The organism is Klebsiella sp. SWET4 (assembly GCF_024296565.1).
GTDB lineage: Bacteria > Pseudomonadota > Gammaproteobacteria > Enterobacterales > Enterobacteriaceae > Klebsiella > Klebsiella variicola.
Genome location: NZ_JANCOB010000002.1, coordinates 424,457 through 442,416, shown reverse-complemented (window position 1 = coordinate 442,416; position 17,960 = coordinate 424,457). Strand labels below are relative to the sequence as shown.

At 62.4% G+C, this 17,960-nt stretch carries 11 protein-coding genes; all 11 read right to left on the bottom strand.

Annotated features, from left to right (window positions below; all coding sequences use genetic code 11):
* Positions 1 to 4: 4 nt before the first annotated feature.
* The 11 genes from recD to ptsP all read right to left on the bottom strand — a co-directional run bounded on the left by recD (position 5) and on the right by ptsP (position 17,949).
* A complete protein-coding gene (gene recD, locus NKJ21_RS08945; RefSeq protein ID WP_008806321.1) occupies positions 5 to 1,849 on the bottom strand; it encodes an exodeoxyribonuclease V subunit alpha in 1,845 nt (614 codons plus the stop codon).
* Positions 1,846 to 5,382: an exodeoxyribonuclease V subunit beta gene (recB, locus tag NKJ21_RS08940; protein WP_131002436.1), complete on the bottom strand. Its 3,537-nt coding sequence runs from the start codon at positions 5,380 to 5,382 to the stop codon at positions 1,846 to 1,848. Before recB ends, recD begins: the two co-directional genes overlap by 4 nt.
* The gene (gene ptrA, locus NKJ21_RS08935; protein WP_008806323.1) at positions 5,379 to 8,264 is read right to left on the bottom strand and encodes a pitrilysin; all 2,886 of its coding nucleotides are present in this window, start codon (positions 8,262 to 8,264) and stop codon (positions 5,379 to 5,381) included. The genes recB and ptrA overlap by 4 nt, the downstream gene beginning before the upstream one ends.
* Before the next feature lie 120 nt (positions 8,265 to 8,384).
* Entirely contained in the window at positions 8,385 to 11,762 is a 3,378-nt protein-coding gene (gene recC, locus NKJ21_RS08930) for an exodeoxyribonuclease V subunit gamma (protein ID WP_040968848.1), read from the bottom strand.
* Positions 11,763 to 11,774: 12 nt separating this feature from the next.
* Positions 11,775 to 12,098 carry a prepilin-type N-terminal cleavage/methylation domain-containing protein gene (locus tag NKJ21_RS08925; protein ID WP_008806325.1) on the bottom strand — a complete coding sequence of 108 codons (324 nt, stop codon included), beginning with the start codon at positions 12,096 to 12,098 and terminating at the stop codon, positions 11,775 to 11,777.
* Complete coding sequence (locus NKJ21_RS08920; protein ID WP_012967286.1) at positions 12,083 to 12,490, bottom strand: DUF2509 family protein; 408 nt, start codon at positions 12,488 to 12,490, stop codon at positions 12,083 to 12,085. Before NKJ21_RS08920 ends, NKJ21_RS08925 begins: the two co-directional genes overlap by 16 nt.
* Positions 12,487 to 13,044, bottom strand: a complete 558-nt coding sequence (locus tag NKJ21_RS08915) for a prepilin peptidase-dependent protein (protein WP_023298179.1) — start codon at positions 13,042 to 13,044, stop codon at positions 12,487 to 12,489. Before NKJ21_RS08915 ends, NKJ21_RS08920 begins: the two co-directional genes overlap by 4 nt.
* Positions 13,041 to 13,592, bottom strand: a complete 552-nt coding sequence (locus NKJ21_RS08910; RefSeq protein WP_016161770.1) for a prepilin peptidase-dependent protein — start codon at positions 13,590 to 13,592, stop codon at positions 13,041 to 13,043. Before NKJ21_RS08910 ends, NKJ21_RS08915 begins: the two co-directional genes overlap by 4 nt.
* Positions 13,593 to 13,780: 188 nt before the next feature.
* Entirely contained in the window at positions 13,781 to 14,575 is a 795-nt protein-coding gene (gene thyA, locus NKJ21_RS08905) for a thymidylate synthase (protein ID WP_008806329.1), read from the bottom strand.
* Between the two features lie 6 nt (positions 14,576 to 14,581).
* Positions 14,582 to 15,457: a prolipoprotein diacylglyceryl transferase gene (gene lgt / locus NKJ21_RS08900; protein WP_002915934.1), complete on the bottom strand. Its 876-nt coding sequence runs from the start codon at positions 15,455 to 15,457 to the stop codon at positions 14,582 to 14,584.
* Between the two features lie 245 nt (positions 15,458 to 15,702).
* Positions 15,703 to 17,949, bottom strand: a complete 2,247-nt coding sequence (gene ptsP, locus NKJ21_RS08895; RefSeq protein WP_008806330.1) for a phosphoenolpyruvate--protein phosphotransferase — start codon at positions 17,947 to 17,949, stop codon at positions 15,703 to 15,705.
* Positions 17,950 to 17,960 lie beyond the last annotated feature (11 nt).

The window sequence follows — 17,960 nt, the reverse complement described above, 5'->3', positions numbered from 1 at the left end:
CCTCTCAGGGGGCTTCGCGCCCGGCGAAAATCTCCGCCAGGCCGCTGCGCCGCTCGGTGCGCGTCACAATGGCCTGGGAGAGCACCTGCTCGTCGGCATAGAGCGACAATCGCTGTTTCGCACGGGTGATCGCCGTGTAGACCAGTTCGCGGGTCACCAGCGGGACGCTGCGCGCCGGCAGGATCAGCGCCGCATGTTCGAACTCGGAGCCCTGCGATTTATGCACGGTCATCGCCCAGGCGGTATCATGCTCCGGCAGGCGACTCGGTTGCACCGACTTGATGGTGCCGTCGGGCATCAGGAACCACACCCGCAGCTCGCCGTTGCGCTCCAGCGCTATGCCGATATCGCCGTTAAACAGCCCCAGCGCGCTATCGTTGCGCGATATCATGATCGGTCGGCCGTCATACCAGCGGGAGTGGCGCGGCAGGGCGATCGCCCGCTGGCGGTTGAGCCGCTGCTCCAGCCGCTCATTGACGCCGCTCACGCCGTACGGCCCTTCACGCAGCGCGCACAGCAGCTGGAATTCGCTGAAAGCGGCCAGCATGGCCTGCGGTTCGGCCCGCTCGCGGCGCAGCTGCAGGTAGCGTTCATAGCCCTGCTGGGCCGCGCCGAGCATGGCCTCGTACTCTTCAGTCGTGCTGAGGGGATGAAGCGCGATATCGTCAAACGGCTGGCGCAGCGTGGCCTTCACCTCCGCGCGCGCGCCAGCATTCACCGCCCGCGCCAGGCTCCCGATGCCGGAGTGACTGCCGAAGCGATAGCTCTTTTGCAGCAGGCACAAGCTGTCTCTCAGCGCGCCAGCGATAGCCCCCTCGCCCGCCGGCACCGGCGAACCGGTCAGCCGGGTCAGCTCCTGCGCCCGCGCGGCAGTGTAGCCCGAGCTCGCCCAGGCGCAGATATCCCCCAGCACCGCCCCCGCTTCCACGGAGGCCAGCTGGTCGCGATCGCCGAGGAAAATCACCCGCCCGTGGGCCGGCAGCGCGTCGATAAGCCGCGACATCATCGGCAGGTCAATCATCGAGGCTTCATCCACGACCAGCACATCCAGATGCAGCGGGTTGCCGGCGTGATAGCGCATGCGCTGGCTGCCGGGCTGGGCGCCCAGCAGACGATGCAGCGTGCTGGCCTCGGTGGGAATTAACGCTTTCTGCGCATCGGTCAGCGGCAGCTTTCTCAGCGCCGCGCCCAGCGATTCGGTCAGGCGCGCCGCCGCTTTCCCCGTCGGTGCCGCCAGGCGAATACGACAGCGTGGACTGTCGTCAATCTGGATCAGCGCCGCCAGAAGCTTCGCCACGGTGGTGGTTTTCCCGGTCCCGGGACCACCGGAGATCACCGAGATACGGCGGGTCAGCGCCACCGCCGCGGCCACTTTTTGCCAGTCGGTTTCGCCAGTGGCGGGAAACAGCGCATTTAGCGTTGACGCCAGCCGCGCCTCATCCATCTCCAGCACCCGGTTGGCTTCGTTAAAGAAGCGGGCGACGGTCAGCTCGTTGCGCCACATCCGGTTCAGATAGAGCCGGTCGCCGCATAAAATCATCGGCGCCGGAGCATCGCCGCAGCTCACTGCCGATGAAGCGAGCAGTAGCGCGGGCCAGTCCTCCGGCGCGCCGGCTTCGGCCAGCAGCCGATCGCGGATCTCCCCCGCTTTTCCGCTCAGCGCCTCGTCGCCGCTCAACCGCGAGAGCGGCAGGCAAACGTGCCCCTCGCCAGCATCCCGGCTCAGCAAGGCCGCCGCCAGCATGACCGCCGGCGGGTCGTTTTGCGCCACCATCAGGGCAAACTGGACGTCCAGCGGCCGCAGCAGACGCTGCTCCACCGCAGCCAGCAGTAATTGTTCGAAAGTCATGAGGCCTCCTCCTGAGTTTCTCCGGCAAAAAGCTGATCCAGACCGTCAATCAGCGGTCTCACCGGCCGGGTGGTGAAGATCCCCTGCCCCCCCTCCTGCCCGTCCATGCCGCGCAGGAAAAGATAAATCACGCCGCCGAAGTGGCGGTCATAGTCATAATCGGCCAGCCGGTGGCGCAGATAGCGGTGCAGCGCCAGGCTGTACAACTGATACTGCAGATCGTAGCGGTGGGCACGCATCGCCTGCTCCATTGCCGGCCGGGTGTAGGCCTCGCGGTCTTCCCCCAGCCAGTTGGATTTGTAATCCAGCAGGTAATAACGGCCTTCGTGGCGGAAGACCAGATCGATAAAGCCCTTCAGCATGCCACGCACCTGGCGGAAATCCAGCGGTGGCGTGTCGGCGGAGAGGGGATCGTACTGGCGGATAAGCGCGTCAAGGCGCTCCGCCGTCAGCAGCTGAGCGATAGGCAGATAAAACGCCATCTCCACCTGTTTATCCCGCGCCGCAAGCTGATTGAGCGCAATATCCGCTCCCGGCAGGCGAGTCTTCAGCACGCCCCCCAGCCAGTCGGTCAGCACCGGCGCCCACTGCGCGTCAAACCCGCTCAGCTGCAGCTTCTCCGCCATCCACCCGTCCGGCACCGGCTGGGTGAAGTCCAGCTCCTCAAACAGGCTGTGCAGGAAGGTCCCCGGCGCGGCGCCGCGCGGAAACTGGTGCGGAGTCAGCTGCGGCTCTTCCACGACTTCGCCGACGCCGGCGGCATCGACATCCAGACGCGGCAGCAGATCCTGCCCGCCGCTGAAACCATGCTGTTGCAGTCCGGAGTAGCTGGTCACCCGCCAGTCGTCGGCGATGCGGCGCTGCAGCTCGCGCGCCGACAGCGGGGGGATGGTCGCCGCGGGCGCCTGCCACGGGGTCAGATCCAGCTCGCCCGGTCTCTGCAATGCAATATCGCCATGACAGAAGTCCGCCAGCCGCGCGGCCAGCCCGGCGGCGTCCATGGCTTCGCCCGCCTGCAACAGCCGCCCCAGCGCGCTGAGGTGGAAATCGCTGTTGCCGGATTTCCGGCTGCTTAGCGGCGCCACGCCGAGGCTGCAGTGCCAGACCGCACGGGTCAGGGCGACGTACAGCAGGCGCAGATCTTCCGCCAGCCGTTCCGCCTCCGCCAGCTCGAGGCTGGCCTCATCCTGGCCCAGATCCAGTACCGCCGCGAACGTCTCGCGATCGTGGTAGAACGCCTGGTCCTGTTTACGAAACCGGGCGATAAACGGCAGCCAGACCAGGGGGTATTCCAGCCCTTTTGACTTGTGAATGGTGACAATTTGCACCAGGTGCTTATCGCTTTCGAGACGCATCTGCTGGCTGGCGGCGTTGCTGTCCGGCTCGGCGATATGCTGCGCCAGCCAGCGCACCAGGGCATGCTCGCTTTCCAGTTGGCTGGCCGCCTCCTGCAGCAGTTCGCTGATATGCAGAATGTCGGTTAAGCGCCGCTCGCCGCCGCGGGTCGCCAGCAGATTCTCGGCGATATGCCGGGCCGTCATCAACGCCCGCAGCATCGGCATCACTCCGCGCTGACGCCAGATCTGGCGGTATTCGCTGAACTCTTCCACCAGCGCGTCCCACGCCTGCTCATCCTGGTTCAGGTTTTCAATATCCAGCGCGGTCAGGCCAAACATCGAGGTCGCCAGCGCGCTGCGCAGGGTATTTTCCCGCTCCGGGGCCAGCACCGCCTGCAGCAGCCAGAGCAGCTCCTGGGCCTCCAGCGTCTCGAAAACGCTGTCGCGGTTGGAGAGGTAGACCGAGGGGATGCCCAGCGTCTGCAGCGCTTCACGCACCTGCGCCGCCTCCAGCCGGTTGCGCACCAGCACGGTGATATCCGAGGCCTGCACCGGGCGCGAGGTTTCCCCGCGCCACAGCAGCGCGCGCCCCTGCTGACCGGCGCTCAGCCAGTCGCGGATCTGCGTGGCGCAGAGCTGCGCCATAAACGTTTGGTAATCGCCAGACCCGACGGTGTCGCCGGGCATCAGCCAGACGTTCATCGCCGGTACGTCCGCCGCGTCAACGGTAAAGCGCAGCCCCTGATTCTTTGCCGCCGCCTTCACCGGCAGGAACGGGATCTCACGAAACATGAAGGGGTTATCGCTGAGGCCGAACAGCCGGTTGACGCTGCCCACCATGCCCGGCGATGAGCGCCAGTTGGTATCGAGGGTGTAGTGCGCGGCAACGTCGCCGCGCGCTTTCATATAGGTAAAGATATCGGCGCCGCGAAAGGCGTAGATGGCCTGCTTCGGATCGCCGATCAGCAGCAGCGCCGTCTCCGGCTGCCGGCGCCAGATGCGGCGAAAAATCCGGTACTGCTGGGGGTCGGTGTCCTGAAATTCATCGATCATCGCCACCGGAAAACGCTGGCGAATGGCGCTGGCCAGCGTCTCGCCGCTGTCGCCGCGCAGCGCCTCGTCAAGCCGGCTGAGCATATCGTCAAACCCCAGCTCGCCGCGGCGGCGCTTTTCGCGGGCGACCGCATCGCGGATCTCGACCATCGCTCTCGCCAGCACCAGATCGGTGAGCGTCAGCGAGGAGGCCAGCAGCGACTCCACGGCGCTAAACAGGGGATGCACCGGTGGTTCGCCACCGGCTTTGGTGCGCTCGAGCAGAAACGACTGGGCAAATTTCTCCAGCGCGTCGGGCAGCTGGTAGCTTAACGTCTCTTCCTGCGCCCAGGCGTTCACTTTCTCAAGCCATTTGCCCTGGTTGCCACGATTGTATTTCCGCCGGTCGAGCCCGGAATTTTCCAGCACGCCTTCGATCTCGCCCACCTGCTCGCGCCACTGCTGCTTGAGCGAGTCAATGCGGGCGATGATCTGCTGATGGCGTTCGGCCAGCGTCTCGTCGGGGGCCGGCGGCGACTTAAGCTGCGGCGCTTCGCCCTGCAGCCAGCGGTCAAGAGACTTCAGCAGATCGCGCGGCCCTTTCCAGACGTCGTGGATCACCGCCGCGATATCGCGGGTCAGCGGATAGCAGTGGCGGCGCCAGAAGTCAGCGCAGGCCTGATAGCGCAGGCGGGATTCATCCTCGATCAGTTGCTGCTCGAACAGCATGCCCGACTCGAAGGCGTTAAGGCTCAGCATCCGTTGGCAAAAGCCGTGGATGGTGAATACCGCCGCCTCGTCCATCTGCCGTTCAGCCAGCAGCAGCGTCTTCGCGGCGTCGTCTTTATCATCGATCTCCGCCAGCAGCGCGCTGTAGAGCGGATTGTCGGATTCGCCGCGCAGGCAGGCGATGCGCAGTTCGTGGATGTTGCTGCGGATACGCCCGCGCAGCTCTTCGGTCGCCGCCTCGGTAAAGGTCACCACCAGCAGCTCTTCAACGCTGATAGCGCGGGAATAGGCGGACTCGCCGCCCAGCCCCAGCAGCAGCCGCAGATACAGCGCGGCGATGGTAAAGGTTTTTCCGGTGCCCGCAGAGGCTTCTATCAGGCGCTCGCCCCTCAGGGGCAAGCGCATGGGATCCAAAGACTCAGCGGTGTCGGTCATTCATTCTCTCGCATCAGGGGTAAGGATTGCTGCAATGCGCTGACGTTTTCCCACACTTTGCCGCCTTTCGGCTGGGCATAGTCCGCTTTGCCATTCTGGCTACCGGAAATCTGGGACAATATCGTCATGCCCTGCGGATCCACCACCGTCTGATGGAAGAAGTCGGCAAGTTTTTGCGGCGTCAGCAGTTTAATCTGAGCCACTACTTTATCACGTGAATCAAAACGCATATTACCGCGATCGAAATCTTTGCTCAGTTTCGAGGCTTCATCGCCCAGCGTCTGCGGCGCCTGCAGCATCTGGCTTATCACCGCCTGCTGGAGCTGAGCAAACTCTTCCGGCTTCATCGCCCGCAGCTTCGCCTCCGCGGTGGGAAAGAAGGCCTGGAACCGCTGCCAGAGGAAGGCCGGCTGCTTATCGCTACTCTGCAGCAGGAAGCCCATGCCCCACTGGCGCCCCACGTTCATCGGGAAGGCAAAGACCGCATAGCCGAGCTGCTCTTCAGTACGCAGCTGGTTGTAGAACCACGGCTGAATAATCTGCCCCAGCAGGGTGCTGGCGGCGGTGCTGCTGAACTCATCCACGTTGGGCGGCGCGAACACCGCGGCCAGCGCGGAGTCGGTGCTGTTGCCCGCTTTGTTGAAGATCGCCAGTTGCTGCCGGTTCACCACCACGTCTTTATTGCGGCACCATTCGTTGCCGTCAGCGCCCAGCTGCTGCTGGATCTGGCGGGCCAGCGTCGTGGCGGCATCGGCGGTCATATTGCCGATCACCATCAGTTCAGGACGCCCCTTGGTTTTCAGGTTGGCGCGGTAGTCGAGCACCTCTTTAAGAGTGATGGAGGGCAGCAGCGCCCGGCGCACTTCGCGCTGGAAGTACGGCACCTGGGAGACCATCTGGATCGGCATTATCGCCTGATCGTAGGCTTTGCCTTTCTCGGCGGAGTCCATCATCTGCGCATACCAGGATTTGGCCTGCTCCAGCTGCTCCTCGGTCGGCGTATAGCTGAAGTATCCCTGCAACAGATCGCTGAACAGTGCCGGAAGGTGCTGGGTATAGCCGTTGGCATTAACCATTAATCCGTTATTAGCGCCGGTGGAGAACGAAATGCCGCCGACCGCCGCCTGGTTACTGAGCTGATCGAGGGCGATGCCGGCGAGATAATCGTTGAGGGCAAACATCACCTGCCGGCGAGCGCTGTCCATCGCCTGGGGATTACGCAGCACCAGGGAGATATCCGCCTTCGGCTCGCTGGCAAAATACTGGCTCGGGGCATACACCACCCGCAGCGTCGGTTCATCAAGGATCAGCTGCGGATGCGGCCAGGCTTTATCGCTTTTGATGAGGGTGAAATCATCCGGAATATAGGGGTTGAGCACCGGCAGCTGCAGCTGGATGGCCTGCGATTTTTGCTGCCAGTCAGCGAACGTCTGCTCGCTAATCTTATCCACCTGATACGGCGCATCGACAAAATAGGCCGTCTTGTTATGCGGCTCCTGGGGGCTGATATACCAGATACGGGCGTTCTGTGGGGTCATCATCGCCAGCCGGTCTTTGATCGCCTGCGGGTCGTACTGGTCGGCAATATTCACCACGTCCAGCGCATGCTCGACCGGCACCCGGATCATGGTATCCGCCAGCCATTCCACGTAGTCCATGTCGCGGTTGATCGACGGATAGCGGAAATCCAGCGCCAGCACATGCGCCAGTTCATCGAAGTACCGTTTGTCGATGCCCTGAGTACGCAGGAGGTCGAGATAGCTGAAAATGGCCGCCGTCACTTCGTCGCGGTGCGCCAGGCCTTTATCGGTGAGGGTGGCAGAGATCGCCAGTACGCCGCTGTTGCCGTTTACCACCGGATCGGAATCGGCGCGGATACCTTCCGCCAGCCCCTGCTTTTGCAGCCAGTCGGAGAGCGTGCCCGGGCTGCGGTTGCCGATAAGATAGGTGACCAGCTCATCGGTTTTACTGCGGAAGCGATCGCTGTTGTTGTCGATGCGAAACTCGACGCGCAGCACTTTGCGCGGCATCGCCGGCACATAGTGAATAATGATGCCTTTTTGCGCATCCGTTACCACCGGGACGGTAATTTCCGGCCTGCTGATCTGACGATTCGGCACGCGGCCAAAGGTGTCAGCAGCCATCCGCGCCAGCGCCGGCAACGGCTTGTTGCTGTAGATCACCGCTTTCATCAGGTTGGCGGAGTACCAGCTATCGCGGAAGGTATGCAGCGCATCAAGTACCGGGCTGCCGGGCTTATCGCTGAGCGTCTCGAGGTTACCACCGGAGAAGTGGGCCGCCGGGTGGGCCGGGTTGATGGTCTCCGCGCTGACCTGGGCCATGCGCATCCCGTCTCGCGTCCGGGCCATCGTCAGCTCGGCGTTGACCGCGTTACGTTCGCGGTCGGCATATTTTTTATCCAGCAGCGGCGCGGCGATGGCGTCGGCCAGGCGGTCTACGGCCCCGTCCAGCGCATCATTTTCCACTTCGAGATAAAACGCGGTGCGGTAAGGCGCGGTGCTGGCGTTATGGCTGCCGCCGTGCAGTTTAAGAAACTCTGCAAGGCTGTCAGGCTGGGGATATTTTTGCGACCCCATCAGCGTCATATGTTCCAGAAAATGCGCCAGCCCCTGATGATCGGCCGGATCCTGCAGGGATCCCACCGGCACCACCAGCGCCGACAGCGATTTCACCGCCTGCGGATCGGAAACCAGCAGCACGACCATGTCGTTATCAAGGCGGATCGCCTGATACTGACGCGTATCTTTTTCGCTTTTGCGGATCGTCTCCTGAATCGGCTGCCATCCGGTGTCGGCCTGACTAAACGGCGCCCAGAGGGCGGCCAGCACAACAAAAACCTTGAACCATAAACTGCGGGGCATTCACGAACCTCATCATTAACAAACTTGCGCTGCACAGCGTGCAGCCTTTTATGTCCATCAGTCCGTGATACGTTGCGCATAATAAATGAACCGCCATTCACTGCGCAATTTTTATACTATTTAAATTTGTGTGGACTGATGGTAACGATATAGCGGTAACAGATAACGCTGCGTCTGAGCAATAATTTCTTCGTAATGCGCCGGCTCCAGCGAACGCCACAGGCGTTGATACCAGATATCGGCGCCCTCCCCGCTGACCACCATATTACCTTCGTAGGTCTGCAGGAATTTGCTCCGCGCTTTCTGCTGCGTCTCTTCGTCCATTAAGATGACATCCTTTTCGGCGTCGTAACAGGCTTTCAGCCAGGCGCCACCGCTTTCCGGCAGCAGCAGCAGCGGCTGCGACATCCCCAGCAAATAGCCATCCACCAGCGCATTAAGGTACGCCTGCGCCTCGGCGGGCGCCAGCGCCGGGAAGCGCCACTCTCCCTCTTTCCGCACAAACAGCCGGCTCTCGCCGGTGCCGCCGCTGGCACAGTAGACAAGGTGTTCCAGCCAAAGTTGCATCCCCTGGGAGACGCTCAGCAGCGAAGGCCGCCAGCGCAGCAGACCGTCCGGCTGCACCTGCTGCAGCCAGCCGGTCAGGTTCACGCCGCCGCACTGCAGATCGATCTCCATACTCTGCGCCTGCTGGCGCTCGGCCATCACCCGCTCGGCCAGAGCCTGCATCTCCAGGCGCTGCGTCTCCCAGACCAGCTCGCCAAAGGCGCCATACGGCAGCTCGCCGGCGGCGCGGAAGCGGCGGAACATGGCTGAGTCGTCCTGCTCCTCGATAAGCGTATTGAGCAGTTGCTGATTCAGTTGATAACGGCTCAGCCCTTCAAGAGTGAAGGGCTCGTCGTCTGGAATATCGTCCTCTTCGGCGCGGAAATTGACCCGCAAACGCTGCTGAAAGAACGCGCGAACCGGGTGCTGCCAGAAGCGTAAGAGCTGCTCGAACGGCAGGCTGTCAATCGGCGGCGCGGTGAGCGGCTGTATAAAATCGCTATGCGCCTCTCCCTGCTGGCCGGCGGCGGCCAGCCATTCACGAGCGTAGCTCTTGTTCTCGTCTTCCTGGAAATTAGCGACGTCGAACGGCATGCGCGTATGCAGATGGGTGATATAGGCTTTGACCCGGGCTTCGCTGGCGTCGCAGTCAAGCTCTTCGTCGCCAGCAAGACAGTGGCTCTGGCCAATGTAATCCACCAGCTCCTGCACCAGCACCGAAGGAAAGCGCTCGCTGTTGTCCTGGATCGAACGTCCGATATAGCTGATATACAGCGTCTGTTCGGCGGACATCAGCGCTTCGAGGAACAGATAGCGGTCATCATCGCGCCGGCTGCGGTCGCCGCGCTGCGGCTTCTGGCTCATTAAATCAAAGCCCAGCGGCGGTAGCGTTCGCGGATAGACTCCGTCATTCATCCCTAGCAGGCACACCACCTTAAAGGGGATCGAACGCATCGGCATCAGGGTACAGATGTTGACCGGGCCAGCAAGAAAGCGCTGGCTGATCCGCTGCTGATCGAGACGCTGGGCCAGCTCATCGCGCAGTAGCGTCAGCGGCACCTGGTCGCCATACTGTGCTTCCAGACCGCTATCAATAACCGCCAGCCATTGTTGCTCAATCAGTGCCAGCGCCGCTTCGGTCTCGCTGTCCGGCAGGAAAAAGTCATTCAGCAGATCGCGACAGACCGGCAGCCACTCCGCCAGCGGCCGCTGCTGGGCAAGGCCGCGTCGCCACAGATTAAGCTGCATCAGCAGCGACGCGAGGTTGCCCACCAGTTCGGCGATCAAACCGCTGGATTCGTCATACGGCAGCACCGACTGCCACTCTCCCTCGCGGCTGTCCATCGCGTAGCCCAACAGCATGCGGGTGAGGCCGAACCGCCAGGTATGCTGCCCGGTCGCCGGCAGGTCCAGCTCGCGGACGTTGTCGTCATCCATTCCCCAGCGGACGCCGGACTCGTTCACCCACTGGCGCAGGTAGCGCAGCCCTTCTTCCGTGATATTAAAGCGCGCCGCCAGCACCGGCACGTCCAGCAGCGCCAGCACATCTTCGCTGGCGAAGCGGCTGTCCGGCAGCGAGAGCAGCGTGATAAACGCCTGCAGCACCGGGTGCGACTCGCGGGCGCGACGGTCGGAGATCGCCCACGGCAACCAGCGATCGCCGCTGGCCGCGCCAAACACCGCCTGAATATAGGGACTGTAGCTGTCGATATCCGCCACCATGACGATGATATCCCGCGGGGTGAGCGTCGGATCCGCCTCCAGCATCGCCAGTAGCCTATCGTGCAGAACCTCCACTTCGCGCTGCGGACTGTGGCAGACGTGAATGCTCAGACTGCGGTCATCCAGCGCCAGCGGACGTTTGTCGCGACTGTGAGCGAACGCCTCTGCGCTCTGCCCGGCCACCGCCGCGTTGCGCAGTTCGAGGATATCCGATTGCAGGTTATGCAACAGGTTATCGGGGGCAATATCGACAAAGGCGTCCAGCTCCTCATAGCGCTCCAGCCCCGCCAACAGGTAGATATAGTCGCGCCCCAGTTTGCCCCAGGAGGCGAGCAACGGGTTGCCGACATCCTGTTCCCCAGCGTCATTAAACAACCCCGGCGCCTGCTCGGTGTCGCGAAACAGGGGTAGCGCGCGCGCCTCGCGGTGATGGCGCCGCTGGCGCGACAGCAGCTTCGCCAGGAACGCCGGATCCTTAATGTCTCCCCAGTAGTAGCGGCAGGGGTTGGTAAACAAGACATAGACATCGACATGCTTACCCAACGCCTGCAGCGCCTGAAGATAGACCGGCGGCAGCGCGGAAATCCCGCAGATGAAGACGCGCGACGGCAGCCCGGCGGGCGGTTCGTCCGCTTTTTCCAGGGTACTGATAAAGCGCTGGTAGAGATTGGCGCGGTGCCACTGCGGTTGCCCCAGCTCGGCGGTGTAGCTCACCAGCGCCTGCCACAGCGGCGCCTGCCACTGCTGGGCATCGCCGAGACCTTCCACCCGCTGGCCGGCCTCCCAGCGCATCAGCCACTCCGGGCGATAGACGAGGTACTGGTCATAGAGGTCCGCCACCCGGGCGGCGAGTTGAAACAGCTTGCGCTTGTCGCCGTCATCGCTCAGATACTGGCGCAGCAAGATAAAATCGTCTTCCTCCAGGTGCTGCGGCAGGAGGGTCATCAGCTTCCAGCTCATGCTCTGCTTGCTGAAGGCGCTTTCGCCAGGAATATCTTTCAGGACGCGCACGAACATGTCCCAGATAAAGCTCGCCGGCAGCGGGAACTCGATATTGGCGGCAATTCCGAAGCGCGAGGCCAGGGTCATCTGCAGCCACTGCGCCATACCGGTACTCTGCACCAGCACCATTTCGGCCTGAAAAGGGTCATCCAGCCGCTGGCGCTCGACGATAAATTCCATCAACGCCTCGAGAACATCCAGCCGGTTTGAGTGGTATACCCTTAACATAATTGCTCCTGACTACTGACTGACCGGGCAATGCAGCCGGGTCATCTGCACCCGCTTGGCAACGGGCATACTGATCGTTACCGTGATGCTGACACATCTTTGCGTCGATGTCTGCATACGGCTTACCTGCCCGCGTGCCGGCGAGGGCGGCGCGGAGAGCTGGCTATAGCGCCACGCGTCGCGCCACAGCTGACGGGTCTGGTTCAACTGGACAATTCCTTGCGCCATTCCGCGCTGATAGCCGCCCAGCGCGGTGACCGTCAGCACCATCAGCGCCATCGCCAGCACGGTCTCCGGCAGGCTAAACCCCCGTTGATGCTTCAGGGCATTTGACATAAGCTCGCCTCCCTGAGCGGGCAAAAATCGCTCCAGCCGTGGGCGGAAAAACGCACCTGCCCGCCGCGCACCTCGCCGGACTGCCAGACCTGCACCTCGCCGCTGGCGCTGCTGAGCAACAGTGAACCGTCGCCGAAGATACGCAGGCAGGCGCGCCAGCCCTGCGGCGTCTGCTCCCGGCAGGCCAGCGGCAGCTGCGCCGACCAGGCCTGTTGTTTTCCCCACTGCAGCGCCGAATGGGCTATCGCCGTATCGCGGATCGCCTGCGTTTCGCTGGCGGTTTGCGCCAGCAGCGCCCGCTGCTGCAGGTTAAGCCCCTCGAGTAACAGGCTGCCGAGGGTCAGCAACAGGAGCACCATCAGCAGCGACGACATTCCACGCTGACGGATCACAGGTTATACCCCGTCACCCGCTGCTCCACCTCGCTCGTCAGGCCCCTCTGTTGCGCGGAGCGCGCCGCCAGCGTCACGCTCAGCTCCGGCGCGAAGCCCGAGGTGACCTGACGTTGTACCGAGAAGCGCGTCACCACGATGGCGGCCGGGTTGGTGATTTTCTCCCATCCGCCCCCGCGGCAGTCGCTGGCCCCGCGCAAGGTCTCCAGCGCGCCGTCGCGCAGGCGAAAGCCGGTGCTCTCCGCCGCTGCCGCGGGGGAGGTTTCCCATCTCCCGTTGCTGTTCGCATCCCAGCGCACAATCAGACACTCGCCATCAGCGGCTAGCTCCAGCCCGGCTCCGCCGCACGCTCCCCGGCAGTACCCGGCGCGCTGGAGATGTTTTCCCACGGCATGCACGCGCTGCCACAGCTCGTTCTCCAGGGCCAGCTGTTCGCCCTGGCGCAGAATATGACGCTGCAGGGCAGGCAGAAAACGGCAGGCCCCCATCAGCAGCAGCGAGCCGATGGCCATGGCGATAAGCGCCTCCGCCAGGGAAAATCCTCGACTGTTCACTGACACCCTCCTGCGCTGTCGCTGCGGCATAAACGAATCCGCCCCCAGTGTGAGATCACAATGCTCCAGCTGCCGGCCGCGCTCTGCAACCGCAGATTCCCCGCCCAGGCGGTGCTGCGCAGACCATAAAACCCCAGACCAGGCGTAACGCCAGCCAGCGTGATCCCCGGCCAGCGCGGGCGCAGCGTGAAGGATGTCCCCGAGGCGCATTCCGGCCCCTCCCCCTCCGCGCTCAGGCACCAGCCCACTTCGTCCTGGCCGACGCGAAGCACGCGGTCCCGGTTGTACGCGTTGGCGTCATCGCGCAGAAAGAGCAGAAAATCCCGCACCTGGACGGCGGTTTGCCACAGTTGTTGCTGCTGCTGCCAGCGCTGCCAGCCGTACAGGCCGCCGACGCTGAGGATCATCATCAGTGTCAGCGTTACCAGGGTTTCCATCAGGGTGTAGCCATGTTCTCTGTTCATGGCGTCGAGTATGCCGCGGCGGTTGACCCTGGCGCGACGACGGAAAATAGCTTTCCCGGCCAGATACGCAAAAAAGGTTTGCATACTCGACAGAGGAACATTTTTTTGCGAGCGTCTACCCAACTTCGCCCACCGCAACCGCCGGGGGGGCAGTGGGCAGGCTGAAGCGACCTTATCCCTGTGGCTATGGAGATAGCCTCCATTCTGATGGTGCAAAAGGCATAAAAAAACCGGCGCCATCGGGCGCCGGTTGATCATCTCTGCAGGGGGGGTTAAATCGCCACCGGCGCTTTAATGCCCGGGTGCGGATCGTAACCTTCAATCTCGAAGTCTTCAAAACGGTAGTCGAAAATCGACGCCGGTTTGCGTTTGATGACCAGCTTCGGCAGCGGACGCGGTTCGCGGCTCAACTGCAGGTTGGTCTGCTCAAGATGGTTGCTGTACAGATGGGTGTCGCCGCCGGTCCAGACGAAATCACCGACCTGCAGATCGCACTGCTGCGCCACCATATGCACCAGCAGCGCGTAGCTGGCGATATTGAACGGCAGGCCGAGGAATACGTCGCAGGAGCGCTGATACAGCTGGCAGGAGAGCTTGCCGTCAGCGACGTAGAACTGGAAGAAGGCGTGGCACGGCGCCAGCGCCATTTTATCCAGCTCGCCGACGTTCCACGCCGAGACGATGATCCGGCGGGAGTCCGGGTCGTTTTTCAGTTGGTTCATCACCGTGGTGATCTGGTCGATATGACGACCGTCCGGCGCAGGCCAGGAACGCCACTGTTTGCCGTAGACCGGCCCCAGGTCGCCATTTTCATCTGCCCACTCGTCCCAGATGGTGACGTTGTTGTCGTGCAGATAGGCGATGTTGGTGTCGCCCTGCAGGAACCACAGCAGTTCATGGATGATGGAGCGTAAATGACAGCGCTTGGTGGTCACCAGCGGGAAGCCTTCCTGCAGGTTAAAACGCATCTGATGGCCGAAAATAGAGATCGTGCCAGTGCCGGTGCGGTCATTTTTTGGCGTGCCCTCGGTGAGCACTTTCTGCATCAAATCAAGATACTGTTTCATGGTTCCTCAAGAATTCTGTTGCTGCGGACGATGGCGGTAAGCCCAAACCATCATGATGATACCCGCAAGCACCATCGGGATCGAAAGAATCTGCCCCATGCTGATGTACTGCACCCAGCCGCCGGTGAACTGGGCGTCGGGCTGGCGGAAGAATTCCACGATGATGCGGAACAGGCCGTAGCCAATCAGGAACAGACCGGAAACGGAGCCGGTCGGGCGCGGTTTACGGATAAACAGGTTCAGGATCAGGAACAGCACCACGCCTTCCAGCGCCAGCTCGTACAGCTGCGACGCGTGACGCGGCAGCGCGCCGTAGGTATCGAACAGCGATTGCCATTCCGGATGCGTCGGCAGCAGCGCCAGGTCTTCGGCACGGGAGCCCGGGAAAATCATCGTGTAGTGGAAGCTCGGGTCCACGCGGCCCCACAGCTCACCGTTGATGAAGTTGCCCAGACGCCCGGCGCCAAGGCCAAACGGGATCAGCGGCGCGATAAAATCGGAGACCTGGAAGAAGGTGCGTTTGGTGCGTCTGGCGAAGATAATCATCACCAGGATCACGCCGATCAGGCCGCCGTGGAACGACATGCCGCCGTCCCAGACGCGGAACAGATACAGCGGATCGGCAAGAAATACCGGCAGGTTGTAAAACAGCACGTAGCCGATACGGCCGCCCAGGAAGACGCCGAGGAAGCCCGCGTAGAGCAGGTTTTCCACTTCATTTTTCGTCCAGCCGCTGCCCGGACGATTCGCCCGACGGGTGGCCAGCCACATCGCAAAGACAAAGCCCACCAGGTACATCAAACCGTACCAGTGGAGGGAGACCGGGCCTAGAGAAAAAATGACCGGATCGAACTCCGGAAAATGCAGGTAGCCACTATTCATCTGTCACCATAAAGACTTGTTATTCCGCCGAAAGTGGACAGCGGTGATGATCTATGCCCGATAAAAACGGGCACGCCGAAGGAGGCGAATCATAGCATAAGCCTGGAGTGCGATCCGCGCCGAACGTGTAAAAGATATGTATACGGATGCTAACAGAATGCCGTTTTCCCGGCGGTACCCTATTTTGCCGGATGGTGCGAGCAGAGGATCCCCGGGTTACGGCTTACGCCTCACCCGGGCTACCGCTACCGCCCGCCGCGGATCAGGCCGCCGAGACCGCGACGCTCCATAAAGGCCGCCACCTGATGGCGCACCTCAGCGGTCATCTGGGCATCAAGGCTGCGACGCGACAGCTCCTGCGCCTCTTCGATATCAATGCGGCGCAGCAGATATTTCACCCTCGCCACCGAGCGGCCGTTCATCGACAGATGGCGATAACCGAGGCCGATAAGGATCGTCACGCACATCGGGTCGCCCGCCATCTCGCCGCACAGTCGCAGATCGATGCCAAAGCGCTCCGCGTCATGGGCGATCATCGCTAGCGCCCGCAATACCGCCGGATGCAGGCTGTCATACATGCTGGCGACCCGGGTATTGTTACGGTCGACGGCCAGCAGGTACTGGGTCAGGTCGTTCGTCCCTACCGAGATAAAATCGATCCGACTGGCCAGCTGCGGCAGCATAAAGACCATCGACGGGACCTCCAGCATCACCCCCAGGCGCGGACGTGGGATGGCGTAGCCGATCATCTCTTCCACTTCCCGGCTGGCGCGGTCGATCAGCCGACGGGCCTCATCCACCTCCTCCAGACTGGTCACCATAGGCAGCAAAATGCTGAGGTTGCCGGTGGCGGCGTTGGCGCGCAGCATCGCCCGCACTTGGATCAAAAAGATCTCCGGCTGATCGAGGGTGATGCGGATCCCGCGCCAGCCGAGGCACGGGTTCTCTTCGCTGATCGGCATATACGGCAGCTGTTTATCCGCGCCGATGTCCAGGGTACGCAGGGTCACCGGTTTGCTGTTAAACATCTGCAGCATGCCCTGATACTGGGCGACCTGCTCCTCTTCAGAGGGGAAGCCGCTCTGCAGCATAAAGGGAATTTCGGTACGGTAGAGGCCAATGCCGTCAACAAAGCTGCCGAGCTTCTCTTCGTGCTCCGGGCTTAAGCCGGCGTTGAGCATGACTTTCACCCGCTCGCCGCTTTTCAGCTCCGACGCGCGCTGGAGATCGTCCTCCGCCAGGCGGCTGAGCTCGTTCTCTTCGCTAATAAGGCGCTGATATTCCTGCAACAGGACAGGTTCGGGATCCACCAGCAGCTCACCGCGATAGCCATCGACAATCAGCGTATGGCCATGCAGCAGAGAGGGCTGGATATCGGCGCCCATCACCGTCGGGATCCCGAGGGCGCGTACCATAATGGCGGCATGGGAGTTGGCGGCGCCATCGCGCACCACCACACCGACCAGACGATCCTGCGGCACTTCGGCGAGGGTGGTGGCCGACAGCTCGTCTGCCACGAGGATAATGCGCGCCGGCCAGGTGTTGGGCCCCTGAATGCTGTCGTCGAGATGGAACAGCAGACGCTGACCCAGGGTACGCAGATCGCCGGCCCGCTCTTTCAGATAACCGTCGCTGAGCGCGGCAAACTGTTCGGCGAACTTCTCAATGATCTTTTTGACCGCCCACTCGGCCACCGCGCCTTTGTCGACTTCGGCAAACAGCTCGCGACGCAGGCGGGCGTCGGAGAGGAGGTGCGAGTAGAGATCGAAGATTGCCGCCGTCTCTTTTTGCGCGCCGGCAGCATAGCGTTTGCTGTAGCGACGAAATTCGTTAGCCGCCTCTTCCAGCGCGCCGGTCAGGCGTTCGCGTTCCGAGGCGGTGTCCAGCGTCGAGGCTTCATACACCTGCTCCATCAGCGGCAGGCTGACGTCCATCCAGCCCTCGGCGATCGCCACCCCGGAAGAGGCCGGGAGGGCGCGAATGCGCGTCTGACGATACTGGCCGAACAGGGCGTTCAGCTGGGACTGGGAGAGGATCGCCGCCATCTGGGTGGCGAGGGTGACGAGGAAAGACTCTTCGCTTTCATCAAACTGACGCAGCTCGCGCTGCTGGACCACCAGCACGCCCAACAGCTGGCGGCGCTGAATGATCGGCACGCCAAGGAAGGCGCGGAAGCGGTCCTCTTTGACGGCAGGGATATATTTGAAGCTGGGGTGTTTTTGCGCATCGGCGAGGTTGATGGGCTCCGCCAGGCGGCCAACCAGACCCACCAGGCCTTCATCGAACGCCAGCGCAACGGTGCGCCCGCGAGGTTTTTTTAACCCGCGGGTGGCCATCAGGTAATAGCAGCGTCGGTCATTGTCAGCCAGGTAAACCGAGCAGACTTCCGTCTCCATCGCCTGGCAGACATCCGTCACCAGAATATCCAGCGCCTCGTTTAAACGCGGCGCACTCGCGACCTTCTCGACTATTTCTCGCAACCGAGTGAGCATAATGTGCGTGG

Coding starts and splice junctions, on each gene's coding strand:
- recD (WP_008806321.1), bottom strand. CDS start 1,849: ATGACTTTCGAACAATTACTGCTGGCTGCGGTGGAGCAGCGTCTGCTG.
- recB (WP_131002436.1), bottom strand. CDS start 5,382: ATGACCGACACCGCTGAGTCTTTGGATCCCATGCGCTTGCCCCTGAGG.
- ptrA (WP_008806323.1), bottom strand. CDS start 8,264: ATGCCCCGCAGTTTATGGTTCAAGGTTTTTGTTGTGCTGGCCGCCCTC.
- recC (WP_040968848.1), bottom strand. CDS start 11,762: ATGTTAAGGGTATACCACTCAAACCGGCTGGATGTTCTCGAGGCGTTG.
- NKJ21_RS08925 (WP_008806325.1), bottom strand. CDS start 12,098: ATGTCAAATGCCCTGAAGCATCAACGGGGGTTTAGCCTGCCGGAGACC.
- NKJ21_RS08910 (WP_016161770.1), bottom strand. CDS start 13,592: ATGCAAACCTTTTTTGCGTATCTGGCCGGGAAAGCTATTTTCCGTCGT.
- thyA (WP_008806329.1), bottom strand. CDS start 14,575: ATGAAACAGTATCTTGATTTGATGCAGAAAGTGCTCACCGAGGGCACG.
- lgt (WP_002915934.1), bottom strand. CDS start 15,457: ATGAATAGTGGCTACCTGCATTTTCCGGAGTTCGATCCGGTCATTTTT.
- ptsP (WP_008806330.1), bottom strand. CDS start 17,949: ATGCTCACTCGGTTGCGAGAAATAGTCGAGAAGGTCGCGAGTGCGCCG.